This window comes from Enterococcus sp. (genome assembly GCF_032555305.1).
In the GTDB taxonomy this organism is placed as follows: Bacteria; Bacillota; Bacilli; order Lactobacillales; family Enterococcaceae; genus Enterococcus_A.
Window position 1 is genome coordinate 1 of the sequence record NZ_JAWGOQ010000019.1, and the last position, 16,206, is coordinate 16,206.

The following is a 16,206-nucleotide window of genomic DNA, read 5'->3' on the forward strand; positions in this document are numbered from 1 at the left end:
TCGTCAATTTCACGAAAAGACCCTTGCACTTATTATACTAGAAATCCCTCTGAAACACTGAGGTTACAATAAAATTCAATGATTCAGTAGACATTAAATACAACTTTTTCTACCTATAGCGCAATCTCAAACCAAGAAATTTATATGACTTCAGGAAATCAGGTAACGTTGATTGATCTCCCTAGCACGACCAGTACTGGCTATTTTGAAATTCCGTTGAATCAGTTTCAGCTATTTGTGCCGAAGAATACACCGAGACAAGTAGGAAGTTACCAAACCACTTTACAATGGACGGTTACTAATGGACCATAAGAATTTTTAAAGTACGAAAAAAATGCCTAGGAAACTGGGCTTTTTTTGTGTCTCAAGGATTTTAGAATTTTTCAGATTTTTTCCGACTAAGAACGATTCTCACTATAATTGATTGTGAAACCGCTTTATATGAGGGTATAATAATAACAAAGATAAAACAGGTTCTGGACTTTTGGAAAACGGCTAATGATAAGTTTTTCACAATCGAAAATGTTTATTTAACAATAATTGTGATGTGATTATTCACGAAAGTCACATTAGTTTGTGAGATTCTTATTATTACAAGGGAGGTTTGTATATGGAAACATTAACGAAAGCAATTGCGAAGTTTAAAGGAGGTGTCAGGGTTCCCCACAATAAAAATACTGCAGAATTCGAAAGCGTTTTTATGGATCCGCCGAAAATTGTGACCATTCCAATGCAGCAGCATATTGGAGGTGTCTGTAAACCGACTGTCAAAAAGGGTGATGTAGTGACGGTTGGTCAAGTGATCGGTCATTCAGACGCTTTTGTTTCGGCGCCGATCCATGCCTCTGTTTCGGGCAAGGTAAAGGGGATCAAACCCGTATTGATGATGAACGGGCAGACTTGCGAAGCAGTTCACATCGCCAGTGACGGATTACCAGTGGAATTTCCGGAACCCAAGCCGATTGAGATTAATTCGAAGGAAGATCTCTTGAAGGCTGCTCGCGACAGCGGCATTGTCGGAATCGGCGGAGCCGGTTTTCCATTACATGTGAAATTAGCAGTCAAGGATGAGACACCGATTGATACTCTGGTGATTAATGGGGCAGAATGTGAGCCTTTTATTACTTCGGATTATCGTGAAAGTCTGGAATATCCTGAACGGATCATTGCAGGAATGCAGGTAATCATGAAGCACCTCAACATTCCTCATGGTGTGATCGGGATTGAAAGTAATAAGCCAAAAGGATTGAAGCGCCTACGTGATCATTTGAATGAGCTGGCTGATCTTGATCCGACGATTGATGTGATGGAGATTCCTTCCTTGTATCCGCAGGGAGCGGAAAAAATGCTTGTTTATGCGACAACTGGACGAAAGATTCCGCCTGGCAAGCTGCCATCTGAAGTGGGCTGCCTGATCACCAATATTTCCACCATCTCACTACTCCAGCGTTATATCGAGATTGGCATGCCGTTGACCCACAAACGAATCACAGTAGATGGCAATGTGGCTCAACCGAAAAACGTGGTTGTGCCAGTTGGCACCCCAATCAGTGATGTCATCGACTATTGCGGCGGTTTAATTGATGAGCCTAGCAAAATTATTTTAGGCGGACCAATGATGGGTATCGCACAATTCTCATTGGAGCTGCCTGTCACGAAGCAGACAAATGCTATCACGATTTTATCTGAGGCGCAAAGATTGCCGGAAGAATCACCGTGTATCCGATGCGGCCGATGCGTCGAAGCCTGTCCTATGTCTTTACTTCCCGTTCAGATTGAACGGTGCACGTTGAACAAAGATGTCACCGGGTTGAAGAAACTGAATGTATCGGCATGTATGGAATGTGGCTGTTGTGCCTTTGTCTGTCCGGCTGGTCGGAGACTTGTTCAGGCCATGAAGGAAGCCAAACGATTAGAAAGGGAGGCAGCGCAATGAACAAATTACCTGTTTCGATTTCACCCCATCTTCACTGTGGACGCAGCAGTCGCAGCATCATGCTGGACGTAATCATCGCTTTGGTTCCAGCGATTATCGCCTCGACGATTATTTTTGGTTTTCGTGCTCTTATATTGATTATCGTCACGGTTGCTGCTTGCGTCATCAGCGAATATGTGACGAGAAAAATCTTGAAACGACCAGATACGATCCATAATTTGACTGCAGTTGTTACAGGCATCCTGCTGGCGCTGAATCTGCCAGTCACTTTGCCATTTTGGATGGCTATTTTAGGCGGAGTCATTGCCATCGTCATCGTGAAGGAATTTTTCGGCGGTGTCGGTCAAAACTTTGTCAATCCGGCGATCACCGCTCGGATCATTTTGATGATGTCCTTTGCCTCTCAGATGAGTACTTGGCAGCCGCCATTAAATTACTACATGTTCCGTCCAGATGTTATTTCGTCGGCAACATATTTTTCTGCTTCACAAACAGGGCAAAAGATTCCTTCATTGTTAGAAATGTTTTTGGGTATTCGAGCAGGAAGCTTGGGTGAGACCTGTGCTTTGGCATTGCTGCTGGGCGGTGTCTATCTCGTCGCTCGAAAAGTAATCTCACCGATCATTCCACTTTGTTTTATTGGAACGGTTGTTATCTTTTCTACTTTGTTAGGTGGCGATCCGCTCTATCAAATGATGTCAGGCGGATTATTGCTGGGAGCGATTTTTATGGCGACTGACTATACAACATCACCTGTAACTAGAAACGGTAAAATTATTTTCGGAGTCGGCTGTGGCATTGTCACGGTATTGATTCGTTTCTTCGCTGCGCTGCCGGAAGGAGTGTCTTATGCCATTTTACTGATGAACATTTTGACTCCTCATATTGAGAATTTGACGATTCCGAAGGTCTTTGGTGAGGGGGCGAAGTCTAAATGAAAGGTTCGAATTCCAAAGTAATTTTTACTGATGCACTTTGTTTATTTATCATCTGTCTCGTGATTACTTTCGCTGTCGCAGGTACGCGATCAGTCTTTAAAGATCGAATAGCCAAACAGGAGTGGGAGCAGACGCAGAGTGTGATGAGCAAACTGATCAAGGCGGATGATTTTCAAGAGATCGATGTTTCAGGAGGAAATCAGGGGTATCAAGCAGTGGATAGTTCTGGAGAAACGGTGGGCTATCTTTTTGTAACAGCTGCTTATGGGTATGGTAGTGACGTGAGTGTCATGAGTGCTGTTAAGGATGGCAAAGTTGTGGGCGTTGATGTATTGGATGCATCAAACGAAACACCGGGACTTGGACAAAACGTCACTAAGAAAGAGTTTATTGATCAATTTGCTGGTACAGATGGTACATTAGAGGTTGTGAAAAACGACCCAGCAGATAAAAATCAAGTCGAAGCGGTCACAGGGGCAACCAAATCCTCCAATGCCGTAGCTGCATCAGTCAAAGAAGCACTTGCTCTGTTTGAACAAGTCGCTAAGTCAGGAAAGTAGGGAGGATAAGCAATGGAAAAAGAGAAAGCATCCCGCATTTTTAGTAAAGGATTGATCACCGAAAATCCAGTTCTGCGGCTGATGTTGGGGACCTGTCCGACTCTGGCAGTCACTACTTCCGCTTTGAATGGACTCGGTATGGGTGTAGCTGCGACAGTTGTACTTTTTGGCTCCAATGTCGTGATTTCACTTCTGCGGAAAGTGATTCCGGATCGCGTCCGAATCCCAGCCTTTATCACCATCATCGCAGGATTTGTGACGGTCGTTCAATTGGTCGTTAAAGCATTAGCACCCGCGCTAGATGCTACTTTAGGAATTTATTTACCATTGATCGTAGTAAACTGTATCATTCTTGGTCGAGCAGAGGCTTATGCGAAGGATCACACGGTGCTTCATTCTGCTTTGGACGGATTAGGCATGGGTGTCGGATTTACGATGGCGCTTCTCTGTATGGGAGGCATTCGCGAGTTGATCGGCAGCGGTACATTTTTAGGTTTCCCGATTACCGCAGGTGTCGTACCACCAATGACAATCATGCTATTGCCGCCAGGGGGCTTCTTTGTTTTCGGCATGCTGGTGATGGTGGCGAATAAATTGAGTGATCGCAAGACAAAAGAGCTCGACTGCGGTGCTTGTCCGATCGCGGAAGCTTGTACAACGGTTTGTGAAGAAAAGGCAGGTGATCAGTAATGCAGATATTTGTAACAATATTAGTCGCGGGTATTTTGACTGATAATTTTGTCTTGTCGCAGTTCTTGGGTATTTGCCCATTTCTAGGAGTATCAAAAAAACTGGACACAGCAGTCGGCATGTCTTTGGCTGTTACCTTCGTAATGGTGTTGGCAACCGCGGTGACTTATCCGATCTACGCTTCCTTGTTAGTACCCTTGGGCTTGGATTATTTACAGACGATCGTCTTTATCCTGACCATCGCTGCTTTGGTGCAGCTGGTGGAGGTTGTGATGAAACGCTACATGACGCCACTGTACAATGCGCTAGGGATTTATCTGCCACTGATCACTACGAACTGTGCGGTTCTTGGTGTGACGATCTTGAATTTTTCAAAAAGTTACAGCTATGTCCAATCGCTAGTCAATTCCTTTGCCGCAGGCGTCGGATTCCTACTCGCGATGGTGATTTTCGCTGGTGTGCGCGGACGCTTGGAGGGCAATGATATTCCCGAGTCGCTCCAAGGCCTGCCGATCACACTTGTTGCTGCAGCAATTGTTTCCTTGTCGTTTCTAGGATTTGCCGGTTTGGCAGAAGGATTATTCCAGTAGGGGGTGGAAAAAATGACAGAAATCATGATACCCATCGGCATTGTCAGTGGTATGGGATTGATCGCAGGAGTCATTCTTTCACTCGCTACGATCATTTTTCATAAACCAGGTGATGTAAAAGAAGAAGCTCTGCGTGAGGCATTACCGGGAATTAACTGCGGAGCCTGTGGCTTTTCCGGTTGTGACGGCTATGCCAAAGCGATGGCTGAAGGTGAAGCAGGAGTCACTAATTGTACACCGGGGGGAGCAACAACGAGGCAAGCCTTGTCAGAAATTTTGGGAGTCGAAGTGGGTGATGTTCAAAAAGTTGCGGCATTCGTCCGCTGCAATGGCGGCTGCGAGTATACGAATACAAAGATGGAATACAATGGAACCGCGACCTGTTATGGTGCCAATCAGATTTTTGGCGGACCGGAGGCTTGTCGTTTTGGCTGCATGGGTTATGGCGATTGTAAAACAGTTTGTGACTATGATGCGATCCACATTGAGGACGGCATCGCTAAAATAAATCCTGATAAATGTGTCGGTTGCTTAAAATGTATCGCAGTGTGTCCGAAAAATCTGATTAAAATGCTGCCGGCAGAAAACACCTCGATTGTGGCCTGTTCCAATCAGGATAAGGGTGGCGGTGTTCGCAAAATTTGTGATGTCGGCTGTATCACCTGTAACCGTTGTGTGAAGGCTTGCCCGCAAAAAGCAATTAAGATGGAAAATAACGTCGCGGTGATTGATCCAGAGTTATGTACCGATTGCGGTGAGTGTGTGGAGGTCTGTCCGCAAAACTGCATCATGAGTATGCCGATTAAGGAAAAGGTTCCTAGCTGATAAAAATCCAAAAAAACGAAAGCCCTTTCAATTTTGTGCTATCATAAAAAGAAAAGGGTAGGTGTTGAAATGAAATTATTAATAACAGAGGACTATGAAACATTAAGTCAGATTACAGCGGATATTGTTTTGATGAAGTGGGCGGAGAGTCGTCGCGTGAACTTGGCATTGACTGCTGGTTCATCACCGAAACGGACCTATGAAATTTTAGCAGATCGGCTGCAAAAAGTGAATTTTGATCGGAATTTGGCACATTTTTATAACTTTGACGAGATCTCATTAAAGGACCAAGAATATGGTTTAACGATGCAAGCTTTAACCAAAGAGTTATTCCAGCCGTTAGGGATCGAAGAAGAAAATATTGAAGTGTTAGATGCAAAGAACTATCAGGATTACGATTATCAAATCGCTGAAGACGGCGGCTTGGATTTGGTCTTGATGGGAATTGGCGGAGACGGCCATTTCTGTGGGAACTTGCCAGAATTTACTTCTTTCGACTATGGTGTTTATCGTGTGCCGATTGAAAAAGGTGACGATCTGTACAAGTTTATTGATGAAGCAAGTCCTCATGAACCAGGTGGAGAAATGGTGACTTTTGGTCCGCAAACGATTTTAGCAGCGAAAGAGTTAGTGCTGATCGTCAATGGCGAAAAGAAGGCCGCAATCATCAAGCAAGCCTTGGAAGGCCCGATTACTGAAGATATTCCAGCATCTGTACTGCGCTTGCATCCAAACTTGACGGTGATTTTAGATCAAGAAGCAGCTAGTCTATTAGATTAATCCTAAACAAAAACGAGAGACGATGAGCGTCTCTCGTTTTTCACTGGACTCAATTAACTAATCAGCTTCGCAGCCTCTTCATCAGCGATGACGGTGATATTTGAATGCAATCTCAGGGCTGACGCAGGGAAATCTTCTGTCAACGGTCCCTTTAGCATTTTTGCCAAAGCCTCCGCCTTATTACTGCCATTGACGATTAGGAGAACTTCTTTTGCCTTCAAGACACTAAGTGGACCCATCGTCACAAAGGATTTCGGAACTGCTTGACCATAGCCATTGTACATGTCGACAAAAACATCGTACCAAGGGTATTCAGGCTTAATTTCCACTTCATAAGATAGACTGTCAAAATCAGTCGTTTTCGGCATGTTCCCACAGAAATGACCATCACTGCCCAAGCCAATCACCATCAGATCCAGACCACCGGCATCTTCGATCTTCTGATCAAATGTCGCAAAGTTTTCCATCGTTATCTCATGGATATTCTCCTCTTTGATATTCGCTGGATCAAAAAACATTTTCTTCATTTCAAGATAAGTAGAAGTATGATCAGATCCTTCATAGGGTGCACCATCAAAGGTATAGACATGGAAATTGGAGCAATTGTTGTTCTTCATTCGGCTAATGACTAGTTCATAGGCTTTTTTAGGTGTCGAGCCAGCTGTTAGAGCACAATTCACTCGACGATCGGCGGTCATTTTTGACAAAATTGTGGCCGCTGCCAATTCACTCATTGCTTCGTAAGTTTTTACAGTTGTGATTTTCATCAAGCTATCCTCCATTTCGCTTTGTTTTCATTAAGATGTAAATAAGAGTTTTTCTAGATCGCATTTTTGATGCTAAAACAAACCTCATTAATAAAAGTTCCACTAGTAAACGTTATTTTGATTTTATGTTTGACTAAAATTTCGTGCTAATATCCTCATCTAAACCTTACCATGTTTTTCCGTACTTTGTGTAAAGACACTTAAAATAATTTTTCTTCCTCAATATTTTTTAAAGTCATTTCCTCTGTCACACCTTGTACCAGCTCTGTAACAAGAATCTCGATCTGTTTCTTGTGACCGAAAGTTGCAAAGGGATTACATTTTGACTGCCTGCTGGCTATACTCGAATTAATCAAGAGAGGAGCCAAAATAATGAAAGAAAATAAACGTGAATTTCCTAAAAATTTTTTTTGGGGCGGGGCAATCGCTGCTAATCAAGCGGAGGGTGCTTATAATGTTGGCGGAAAAGGGCTGAACGTTTCAAACATCAATGAATTTGTAGATGATATTCCTCTGGAAGATCGAATGGAACGTGATACGACATCGACATTTGTCAAAGAAGCCATTGAAAGCATTGAAAAAGGGGAAGAGCGAAATTTTCCGAAATTGCGAGGCATTGACTTTTATCATACTTATCAAGATGATTTGAAATTACTGAAAGAACTTGGGTTGAATACTTTCCGTACCTCAATCGACTGGTCACGGATCTTTCCAACTGGTGTAGAAGATGAACCGAACGAAGAGGGATTGAAATTCTATGATCAGCTAATTGATGCGATCCTTGAAAATGGCATGGAGCCAATGATAACCTTGTCTCATTACGAAATGCCGGTATATTTGACGACTCATTATCAAGGCTGGTATTCCCGAGAGGTCATTGATCACTTTGTGAAATACAGCAACGCGATCTTGGAACGTTATAAGGATAAGGTGAAATACTGGATCGTCTTTAATCAGATCAACCTGATAAGTTATGAAGCATTTTGTCACATCGGAATAACAGAAGATGGTGCAGATAATTTATTAGAAGCTAAATATCAAGGTCTGCACAACATGATGGTAGCCAGTGCCAAAGTCAAAAAAGCTGCGACAGCTATTAATCCAGCAATGGAAATTGGAATGATGGTTTTTGCTGATGAAGTGTACCCTGCTTCGACAAAACCAGAGGATGTATTGGCAGCCTTGCAGTATTCGCAAATGGATTATTTTTACAGCGATGTTTTACTGAGAGGAAAATATCCTAAATATGCCTTCCGTTATTTTGAAGAACAGGGGGTTGATATCACGTTTTATGAAGGTGATGAAGAGGTCTTGAAAAATACAGCCGACTTTCTTTCCTTCTCCTATTATTATTCGAGTTTAGTTTCAAAAGAGTCCGTCGCAAATAACCGTTCTTTCTTCAAAAATCCGGAATTGGAACAATCACCTTGGGGTTGGTCAATTGATCCAATCGGTTTGCGAATCGCATTGAACGAGTTTTACGATCGTTATCAATGTCCGATCTACATTACGGAAAACGGGCTGGGAACAAATGATATTGTAGAGGAAGACGGCATCCATGATGACTATCGCAGCTACTATTTGGCAGAGCATCTGAAGCAGGTGAAAGAAGCGATTTACGATGGCGTAGATGTGCGCGGCTACTATGCCTGGGGCCCGATTGATATTGTCAGCGCCTCATCTCATCAAATGAGCAAACGCTATGGCTTCATTTATGTTGATATTGATGATTATGGTAAAGGAAGTAAACAACGCCTGAAAAAAGATAGCTTTACTTGGTTCCAAAATACGATCCAGCAAAATGGCGCGAATCTCTAAGATAAAAATCTGCTAGCTATGCTGGCAGATTTTTTGTTGATTGCATTCATTCGTTTCAACCAGTACAATTTATTTGAGATTGCACTGGAGGAGATGACTATGTTTTCAGTCGAACAGCTTTCAACCTTTAACGATTTAGATTACCTGATCTACAATTTTATTATTGAAAATCCAGCAAAAATTCCTTATATGACCATTCGTGAACTTGCAGATGAAACTCATGTATCGACAGCGACGATCACGCGCTTTGCGAAAAAAGTCGGCTGTAACGGCTTCACGGAATTTAAGCTGCTGTTCAAGAAAGAACAAACAGTAACTGAACCAGAGATTATTGATGATATCTCTGTTGCTGAAGCCTTTTTTGCTCGAGCGAAAGAGAACAACTTTCAGGAAAAGCTGAATGAAACTGCACAAGTTCTAGCTGATGCGCGTATGATCATTTGTGTTGGAACAGGCAACTCTGGCGTAATGGCAATCTATGCAGCCCGCTATTTTTCTTCGTTAGGGAAATTTGCCGTCAACGTCGATAATCCGATGTTTGCTATCGATATGCCGACTTCGCCAGATACGGTTTTTATTTTCTTTTCCGTTTCGGGAGAATATTTTTTAAAAACATTACCTTTGATCAAAGCCAGTGAGGCTAAAATAATCTCGATTACCAACAGTCGAAATAATCCGTTAGCTAAAATATCGGATTGTAACTTGGCTTATTATGTTCAGCAAGAAAAGAAAACCATTGAGTCCTATGAATACTTGATCGACACGACAACTCAAATTCCGGTAATTTATATGATTGAAGTGTTAGCAAAAAAAGTCCGACAATTGATGCAAAATTAAAGAGACTTGGATGAAAGGTTCCTCTAATAGAGGGCCTTTTTTAGTTTGAACGAGAAATTCTACCGTATCAACTGTTTATTTTCATGACGACTTGACAAGTTAACAGATGTTCACTATGCTATAAGTGAACATTCGTTAACTTATTCTGTGGAGGAGATCATTATGCCAAGAAAGGTAGCAAGAGACACAAAAAAACTTATTTTACAGGTGGCCTTAAGGCAGTTTTCTGAAAAAGGTTTCGATGGTGTTGGAATTCGAGATATAGCAAAAGAAATTGGTATCCGAGAAAGTGCAATCTATAGACATTACAATGGAAAACAAGATATTTTTGATTCGATAATTAAGGACATTGAGCAGCGTTATCAAGAGGAAACTACTGAAATCGACAGTTCAATTAGTTTAGATGATAATCTCTGGAACGAAAATGATCTACTTGAAGAGTTGGTTCGAATGAGTTTTACCATGTTTCACTTTTATTTAAAAACCGAATACGGTTCGCAATTGCGGCGGATGCTGACGATCGAGCAATACCGTAATTCTGAAGTAAGCAGTTTTTTCCGTGAACTCGTGATTAACAATGGTTTGGAATATATCGCAGGCGTGTTTACCAAATTAATTGAGGAAAACTTCTTTATTGACGAGGATCCTGATGTAATGGCTTTGCAGTTTTATTCACCGTTGTATTTACTGTTGACCAAATACGATAATCAGCCTGAAAAATATCAAGAAGCGGTGTCATTTCTAAAAAAACATATTACCCAGTTCAATAAAAGCTATTTGAGGAGTGAGTAATCATGAAAGGGATCGGAATACTAATAGTAGAGTGGCTAGTTGCTGGATTTATTGTTTATGCTGCTTTATGCGGTAGGAAATTGCTTTTTATTGACGGACCAAGATCGGCGGTTATCACCTTAGGAGTGATTGGATTTGCGATGTGTACCTTGATGCCGACGATTGGCAAATTTATTAGTAACGCTCCTGCACATCCCTTAACGATTATGGGCTACATCTTTGGTACAATTGCACTTTTTACCACGGCAGCGCAACTATTTAAATGGCAGGTTCCGTTTATTTATGATCCTAAGATGGCGCTTATTGTCATTGCGGGTTGTATTGTAATTAAATCGCTTATTGGCAGATTTTCTTATCTGATAATGAAATAGGCCGTTACTTTTAGTACAGTGGATACTTGATCAATTGATGAGAGAAGATATACAAAAAAACGAACAACGCAGCTCGTCAGTAAAAAAAGCGCTTGTTTTTCGTTTTTTATTCTATTTCAACTCTGGCAACGTACTAAAATAACTAACCTCAAGTACCAATTCTAATTCTTTCTTTTTTACTTCATCCGAATCTCCGTATTGCAATAATATTGCGTGTTTCCGTATATACTCGTTCCTTTTGTAATGTATTGTACTACGATTTCAATAGCAAACATTCTTACAATTGAAAACAAAAAACTGTAGAAAACACCAATTTATGGATAGTGTCTACAGTTTTTCTTTGAGTTAATTTTCCTCTAGATTTTCGTCTTCTTTCGTTTCGAAATATTGCGAATGAACAACGACTAGCACGATTCCGATAAAGACCATAGCACTAGCGAAGTAGAAGGTATAATTACCACCGAATTTTGCGCCGATCAAACCAGCCACAAATGGTGCAAGTGAACCGCCGAAGAAACGGACAAAACTATACGTTGATGAGGCAATGTTGCGTTTGATTCCAGGAATTTCCATGGCAATCGTAGTCATCAAAGTATTGATGATACCTTGGAAAAAACCAGCGACGATTAAGGCTGCTGCAACAAGTGAGGGCTGATCTGCATTGATTCCCATCAGCATCAAGCAAATCACAAAGCCAATAAAGCCGATCATCAAAGTATAGAAGGTACCGATTTTCCGCTCAAACCGGGTTGCCAAGAAAATCGAAGAGATTGCCAACAAAATTCCCCAACCAAAGAAAGTCATTCCGATCTCCATTTCAGAAAAGTTTGGCATTAAGAATGGGGCATAAGCAAGTAAAGTAAAAAAGCCAAAATTGTAGAGCAAAGCGATCAAACCAACTGAACGCAGCTTGTGATTTTTCAAGGCTTTGACACCAGCAAAAAAGGCAACCTTTTCTTTTTCACCTTTGGGCTCTTTGAACATGATTAAGATTGATAGGAAAGAAATCAGCATTAGAACCGATACACCAGCAAAAGGCAAGCGCCAAGAGATTGACCCAAGCGATCCGCCGACAAGAGGGCCGATTGACATCCCTAGACCCATCGCAGCCTCATAAAGCATGATTGATTTTTCTGTTTGACCAATCAAAACACTGACGATTGCAGATAAAGCTGTTGAAATAAACAAAGCATTTCCCAAACCCCAGCCCGCGCGTAAATAGATTAATGCATCAATCGTATTTGACAATCCAGCAAAAAGAGCAAATAAAACAATAATAAATAATCCCAGCAGCAAAGTTTTCTTGGTGCCGATACGACTAGAAACAAACCCAGTGAACAACATAACGATTCCTGTCACCATCATATAGCTTGTAAATAAGAGCGTTGTTTGTGCAGGTGTTGCCTGTAAGGACTTGGCGATCGAGTTTAAAATTGGATCGACCAATCCGATGCCCATAAAGGCGATCATGCAGGCAAAAGCGACGACATATGCAGCCTTGCCATTTTCTTTTTCTGTAACTAAATTTTCGTTGTTTTCGTTTAAATTTTCCATAAAGTCACCACTTTCCATTCAACAGTTTAGTCCTAGCTATAATTTATGTCAATATTTACATAAACAAAATTACATATATTTTTTGACCAAAAAAAGCAGACCCAAAAGGATCTGCTTTAAAGCTTATTTTGCAAAGTAGGCTTCGATTTTTTCTTCTGTCCAATCACACCAGGAAAGCTCTTCTTTGCATAAACGAATTTTTCGTTCAAGAATCAGCTCGCGGCCAAAGTTTTTTCGTCGCCCCTCTTCATCGAGATCGCTTAAGCTGTCGAGAACGTCCGAATATTCGTTCAATTGTTCATGAAAATATTGCTTTCGCTCCATAATCAAAAATTTTGCTGTATCCCGATCCAGCGCAGAGATAGTAAAGACTTTTGCTAAAAATTCATCCTTTTGCGAGGGAGCGTGGCTCTTAGTGAAGACCCATTCTTTAACTAATTCTTTTCCTGCGGGCGTAATGTCATAAATCTTGCGTTTGCCATCAGGAATATCAATAATCTCAATCAATTTCTGTTCCCGTAATTCTTTCAAAGTGGGATAGATTTGACTATGATGCGCTTCCCAAAATAAATTCAAAAATCGTTTTAATTCATAACCAGTCAAAGGTGCGCGGACGAGCATCGCCAAGATAACATAACTAATTGTATTCATCGGGTGACCCCTTCTGTTCATGCTTTTTCAAAATAGGCATTTTTGTTTACTTTTTCCGTCTCTATTGTATCACTGTTTTTGATTTTTGATAATTAGACTATCGGCTCAGATGCAAAGTGGTATTTAAATAACGAATATTTTCACTAATCCGAATATATTATAAAGAAAAAGAGGTGACAACATTTTAAGAAAGCGTTGACATTCATGTTTTCATCACTTAGAATGAAACTATAAAATAATTAAGAGAAAAGACCGATCATGGCGCCGGAGTCATGATTGTGAGTATGTTACTGAAAATGATCAGGCAGAACTCAAGAAAGAATAGCTGGAGACCAAGGTCCCGCTGTATACTTTCTTGGGTTTTTTTTCTGGAAAGGAGGAAAAAATGAAGATCAGCCAAATTTTAAATAATAACGTTGCATTGGTGAAGCGAGGAGGAAATGAGGTCTTCGTCGTTTCAAAAGGAATTGGTTTCAAGAAGAAAAAAGGACAGGAGATTGCGGAAGAGGAAGTTGAGAAAATGTACATTCTTGATTCTTTCGATATGCTGGATCATTTTAGCTATTTACTATCTCATTCTGATCCCAACGATATTCTTTTGATTAGCAACATTATTTCCTATGGAGAGGAAAAATTGGGCATCAAGGCAAGTGATTATTTGAGTTTGGCTCTTCTTGACCACTTGGAGTTCTTGCTGAAACGAGTTGAAAAGCAACAATTCATCAAAAGTCCCTTGATTTGGGATACGAAACGTTTTTATCCGGATCACTTTAGTGTTGGACTGAAGGCATTGAAGATGATCGAGGAACAAAAAGGATTACAATTGCCAGAAGATGAAGCCGTGTCACTGTGTTTGCATTTTGTCAATATGGAAGAAAGTCGTGACAGTCGCAAAGACTATGTTTTAGAAATGCGCACGCTGGGGGACCTTGTTTCGATCGTGGAACGTCATTTCAATTTAGCTTTGGACGAGGAATCGACCAATTACATGCGTTTTACTACTCATTTGCAATATTTTGTACAGCGAATCGTTGATGGTGAAACCTTTAATGACGGATCAGAAACCTTGGAGCTTTATAAGCAAGTTTGCCAATTGTATCCAGAATCATTTAAAGCAGTCCAGAAAATGAAAATTTACGTACAATCACAGTTTAACTTAGAGATTTCAATCAATGAAGAAACCTATTTGATGCTTCACATTAATCGTGTGACAGAAAGAATGGAGGACAAAAAATGAGTTACGAAAAATTAAACAAACAGCTGATCGAGCTGGTTGGCGGTAAAGAGAATATCAAAGCGGTTGCACATTGTGTAACACGTCTGCGTCTGACCCTAAATGACCGTAGTCTAGCAAAAACAGAAGAAATCAAAAATTTAGATGGGGTCATAGATGTTGTTTCCAATGAAGTAGCCTATCAAATTATTGTTGGAACGCATGTTACGGACGTCTATAACGAGTTTATGGCGATGCTGGGCTTAAAGCCAGATGGAGAAGAGGTTGAAAAGCCGAAAGCTAAGGGAATCAAAGGAATCGCATCATCAATTCTAGTAATGATCTCAGAAACCATGACTTCGATCATCGAAGTTTTACTAGCAGCTGGGATGATTGCCGGAATCATGGCGATCATTTCATTAACAGGGTTGGTTTCAAAGGACAGTTCGACCTATATGATTTTCGATACATTACGAGGTGGGGTATTCCACTTCTTGCCAGTGTTTATTGCAGCATCAGCGGCAAAACGAATGAAATTGAACGAGTATGTGGCGATGGCATTAGCGGTAGGCTTGCTTTCTACTAATATTGATGGTGCCAAAGGATTGGAATTATTTGGTTATAATCTGCCGACAATTGGTTATGCGAATACCTTTATCCCGATCTTACTAGGTGTCTGGTTCTTGAGTATTGTGACAAAGTATCTGAAAAAAATCATTCCAAGCGGTCTGCAATATTTCTTAGTTCCTGCACTATCGCTAGTTTTGACTTTTCCAGTTATTCTCGTTGTCTTTGGTCCGATCGGAACATTAATCGGTGATGGCGTAAATGCTTTCTTTAACGTATTGATGAGTACGATCGGTAACTGGATTGTTGTCATGTTGTACGCCGCCTTCCAACCATTCCTAATCGTTTTGGGGGCTGCCAACTTTACTTATCCGATCGTCTTGAACTTCTTAGGAACATTAGGGTATGACCCAATCATCAACCATGCAGCAACGATTTCAGATATCGCAGTTTGTGGTGCGATGTTCGGCTACTTCCTACGTGCGAAAAAAGGTCATCAACGTCAAATGTTCGGTACGGTCAGCTTCAGTGCTCTGATGGGAATCACCGAACCGGCAGTATTTGGTGTCTTTGTAAAGTATCGCAGACCCTTCTTAGCGGTTATTATCGGCGGCGGGCTTGGTGGATTAATCGCTGGTTTAGCTGGTGTGAGAACCATGGGATTTGTCTGGGGGTTAGCAGCTTTACCAACCTATTTAGCAGGTGGAACAAGCAACTTCATTTGGATGCTCATCAGTGTCATTGTCGGCTTCGTCGGGGCAGCCGCAGTGGCTTACGGTGTTGGAATTCCTAAAGAAGAATCAGAAGAAGAGCTTGAAGAAAAAGAACTCGTTGAAGCATTAGAAGGCAACCAAGGATTGAAACAGGTTTGTATTGGTAGAATCGCTGAAGGAACAGCAATTCCCTTGAGCGAAGTCAGCGATAGAGCATTTGCTTCTGGTGCGTTAGGAAAAGGAGTAGGAATCTTGCCTTCTCAAGCAGAAGAAACAATTATCTCGCCAGTTGAAGGAACAGTAACAGTGGCCTTTCCTACAAAACATGCGTATGGCATCAAAACAAAAAATGGTGTGGAATTATTGATCCACATCGGTGTCGATACGGTGAACTTAGAAGGGAATTATTTCGAAGGCTTTGTAGAACAAGGACAAGAGGTAAAAAAAGGCGACATTATAGCTAAATATCAAGCTGATAAAGTTGAAGAAGCTGGTTTTGATCCGGTGATTATCGTGGTCGTAACAAATTCAAATGATTATCTCGATGTGATCTCAACCAGTAACGAACAAGACGACGAATTACTTACAGTGATTCTGTAAAAGG

At 41.2% G+C, this 16,206-nt stretch carries 17 protein-coding genes; 14 read left to right on the plus strand and 3 right to left on the minus strand.

Annotated features, from left to right (window positions below; genetic code table 11):
- Positions 1 to 144 precede the first annotated feature (144 nt).
- The 8 genes from E6139_RS13970 (at position 145) to E6139_RS14005 (ending at position 6,319) form a co-directional block, all read left to right on the plus strand.
- Positions 145 to 312, plus strand: coding sequence for a hypothetical protein (locus E6139_RS13970; protein WP_316403685.1), 168 nt, complete (start codon positions 145 to 147; stop codon positions 310 to 312).
- A gap of 298 nt (positions 313 to 610) precedes the next feature.
- Positions 611 to 1,936, plus strand: coding sequence for an electron transport complex subunit RsxC (gene rsxC, locus E6139_RS13975; protein WP_316403686.1), 1,326 nt, complete (start codon positions 611 to 613; stop codon positions 1,934 to 1,936).
- Positions 1,933 to 2,874 (plus strand): RnfABCDGE type electron transport complex subunit D, encoded by a 942-nt coding sequence (locus E6139_RS13980; RefSeq protein WP_316403687.1) that lies wholly within the window; start codon positions 1,933 to 1,935, stop codon positions 2,872 to 2,874. The genes rsxC and E6139_RS13980 overlap by 4 nt, the downstream gene beginning before the upstream one ends.
- Positions 2,871 to 3,434, plus strand: a complete 564-nt coding sequence (locus tag E6139_RS13985) for an FMN-binding protein (RefSeq protein ID WP_316403688.1) — start codon at positions 2,871 to 2,873, stop codon at positions 3,432 to 3,434. Before E6139_RS13980 ends, E6139_RS13985 begins: the two co-directional genes overlap by 4 nt.
- A gap of 12 nt (positions 3,435 to 3,446) precedes the next feature.
- A complete protein-coding gene (locus E6139_RS13990; RefSeq protein WP_316403689.1) occupies positions 3,447 to 4,124 on the plus strand; it encodes an electron transport complex subunit E in 678 nt (225 codons plus the stop codon).
- Positions 4,124 to 4,714 carry an electron transport complex protein RnfA gene (locus E6139_RS13995; RefSeq protein WP_316403690.1) on the plus strand — a complete coding sequence of 197 codons (591 nt, stop codon included), beginning with the start codon at positions 4,124 to 4,126 and terminating at the stop codon, positions 4,712 to 4,714. Before E6139_RS13990 ends, E6139_RS13995 begins: the two co-directional genes overlap by 1 nt.
- A gap of 12 nt (positions 4,715 to 4,726) precedes the next feature.
- Positions 4,727 to 5,539 carry an RnfABCDGE type electron transport complex subunit B gene (locus E6139_RS14000; RefSeq protein WP_316403691.1) on the plus strand — a complete coding sequence of 271 codons (813 nt, stop codon included), beginning with the start codon at positions 4,727 to 4,729 and terminating at the stop codon, positions 5,537 to 5,539.
- Positions 5,540 to 5,608: 69 nt separating this feature from the next.
- Positions 5,609 to 6,319, plus strand: a complete 711-nt coding sequence (locus E6139_RS14005; protein ID WP_316403692.1) for a glucosamine-6-phosphate deaminase — start codon at positions 5,609 to 5,611, stop codon at positions 6,317 to 6,319.
- A gap of 53 nt (positions 6,320 to 6,372) precedes the next feature.
- On the opposite strand, the gene E6139_RS14010 is transcribed toward E6139_RS14005, so the two are convergent.
- The gene (locus E6139_RS14010; protein ID WP_316403694.1) at positions 6,373 to 7,086 is read right to left on the minus strand and encodes a glucosamine-6-phosphate deaminase; all 714 of its coding nucleotides are present in this window, start codon (positions 7,084 to 7,086) and stop codon (positions 6,373 to 6,375) included.
- A 372-nt stretch (positions 7,087 to 7,458) separates the two neighbouring features.
- Between E6139_RS14010 and E6139_RS14015 the strand changes: the two genes are divergently transcribed.
- The 4 genes from E6139_RS14015 to E6139_RS14030 all read left to right on the plus strand — a co-directional run bounded on the left by E6139_RS14015 (position 7,459) and on the right by E6139_RS14030 (position 10,904).
- The gene (locus E6139_RS14015; RefSeq protein ID WP_316403695.1) at positions 7,459 to 8,904 is read left to right on the plus strand and encodes a glycoside hydrolase family 1 protein; all 1,446 of its coding nucleotides are present in this window, start codon (positions 7,459 to 7,461) and stop codon (positions 8,902 to 8,904) included.
- Between the two features lie 99 nt (positions 8,905 to 9,003).
- Positions 9,004 to 9,741 (plus strand): MurR/RpiR family transcriptional regulator, encoded by a 738-nt coding sequence (locus tag E6139_RS14020; protein ID WP_316403696.1) that lies wholly within the window; start codon positions 9,004 to 9,006, stop codon positions 9,739 to 9,741.
- Between the two features lie 162 nt (positions 9,742 to 9,903).
- On the plus strand, positions 9,904 to 10,533 hold the full coding sequence (locus E6139_RS14025) for a TetR/AcrR family transcriptional regulator (RefSeq protein WP_316403697.1): 630 nt from the start codon (positions 9,904 to 9,906) through the stop codon (positions 10,531 to 10,533).
- 2 nt (positions 10,534 to 10,535) lie between these two features.
- The gene (locus E6139_RS14030) at positions 10,536 to 10,904 is read left to right on the plus strand and encodes a hypothetical protein (protein WP_316403698.1); all 369 of its coding nucleotides are present in this window, start codon (positions 10,536 to 10,538) and stop codon (positions 10,902 to 10,904) included.
- Positions 10,905 to 11,249: 345 nt separating this feature from the next.
- Here E6139_RS14030 and E6139_RS14035 read toward each other — a convergent pair whose 3' ends face one another.
- Positions 11,250 to 12,476 carry an MFS transporter gene (locus tag E6139_RS14035; RefSeq protein ID WP_410470542.1) on the minus strand — a complete coding sequence of 409 codons (1,227 nt, stop codon included), beginning with the start codon at positions 12,474 to 12,476 and terminating at the stop codon, positions 11,250 to 11,252.
- 105 nt (positions 12,477 to 12,581) lie between these two features.
- The gene (locus tag E6139_RS14040; protein WP_316403700.1) at positions 12,582 to 13,109 is read right to left on the minus strand and encodes a PadR family transcriptional regulator; all 528 of its coding nucleotides are present in this window, start codon (positions 13,107 to 13,109) and stop codon (positions 12,582 to 12,584) included.
- A gap of 385 nt (positions 13,110 to 13,494) precedes the next feature.
- Here E6139_RS14040 and E6139_RS14045 point away from each other — a divergent pair, with 385 nt between their 5' ends.
- The gene (locus E6139_RS14045) at positions 13,495 to 14,346 is read left to right on the plus strand and encodes a PRD domain-containing protein (RefSeq protein WP_316403701.1); all 852 of its coding nucleotides are present in this window, start codon (positions 13,495 to 13,497) and stop codon (positions 14,344 to 14,346) included.
- Positions 14,343 to 16,202: a beta-glucoside-specific PTS transporter subunit IIABC gene (locus E6139_RS14050; protein ID WP_316403702.1), complete on the plus strand. Its 1,860-nt coding sequence runs from the start codon at positions 14,343 to 14,345 to the stop codon at positions 16,200 to 16,202. Before E6139_RS14045 ends, E6139_RS14050 begins: the two co-directional genes overlap by 4 nt.
- Positions 16,203 to 16,206: the final 4 nt, after the last annotated feature.

Bases quoted from the DNA above. Each gene is read 5' to 3' on its own strand.
- E6139_RS13970 (WP_316403685.1), top strand. From the start codon at position 145: ATGACTTCAGGAAATCAGGTAACGTTGATTGATCTCCCTAGCACGACC.
- rsxC (WP_316403686.1), top strand. From the start codon at position 611: ATGGAAACATTAACGAAAGCAATTGCGAAGTTTAAAGGAGGTGTCAGG.
- E6139_RS13980 (WP_316403687.1), top strand. From the start codon at position 1,933: ATGAACAAATTACCTGTTTCGATTTCACCCCATCTTCACTGTGGACGC.
- E6139_RS13985 (WP_316403688.1), top strand. From the start codon at position 2,871: ATGAAAGGTTCGAATTCCAAAGTAATTTTTACTGATGCACTTTGTTTA.
- E6139_RS13990 (WP_316403689.1), top strand. From the start codon at position 3,447: ATGGAAAAAGAGAAAGCATCCCGCATTTTTAGTAAAGGATTGATCACC.
- E6139_RS13995 (WP_316403690.1), top strand. From the start codon at position 4,124: ATGCAGATATTTGTAACAATATTAGTCGCGGGTATTTTGACTGATAAT.
- E6139_RS14000 (WP_316403691.1), top strand. From the start codon at position 4,727: ATGACAGAAATCATGATACCCATCGGCATTGTCAGTGGTATGGGATTG.
- E6139_RS14005 (WP_316403692.1), top strand. From the start codon at position 5,609: ATGAAATTATTAATAACAGAGGACTATGAAACATTAAGTCAGATTACA.
- E6139_RS14010 (WP_316403694.1), bottom strand. From the start codon at position 7,086: ATGAAAATCACAACTGTAAAAACTTACGAAGCAATGAGTGAATTGGCA.
- E6139_RS14015 (WP_316403695.1), top strand. From the start codon at position 7,459: ATGAAAGAAAATAAACGTGAATTTCCTAAAAATTTTTTTTGGGGCGGG.
- E6139_RS14020 (WP_316403696.1), top strand. From the start codon at position 9,004: ATGTTTTCAGTCGAACAGCTTTCAACCTTTAACGATTTAGATTACCTG.
- E6139_RS14025 (WP_316403697.1), top strand. From the start codon at position 9,904: ATGCCAAGAAAGGTAGCAAGAGACACAAAAAAACTTATTTTACAGGTG.
- E6139_RS14030 (WP_316403698.1), top strand. From the start codon at position 10,536: ATGAAAGGGATCGGAATACTAATAGTAGAGTGGCTAGTTGCTGGATTT.
- E6139_RS14035 (WP_410470542.1), bottom strand. From the start codon at position 12,476: ATGGAAAGTGGTGACTTTATGGAAAATTTAAACGAAAACAACGAAAAT.
- E6139_RS14040 (WP_316403700.1), bottom strand. From the start codon at position 13,109: ATGAATACAATTAGTTATGTTATCTTGGCGATGCTCGTCCGCGCACCT.
- E6139_RS14045 (WP_316403701.1), top strand. From the start codon at position 13,495: ATGAAGATCAGCCAAATTTTAAATAATAACGTTGCATTGGTGAAGCGA.
- E6139_RS14050 (WP_316403702.1), top strand. From the start codon at position 14,343: ATGAGTTACGAAAAATTAAACAAACAGCTGATCGAGCTGGTTGGCGGT.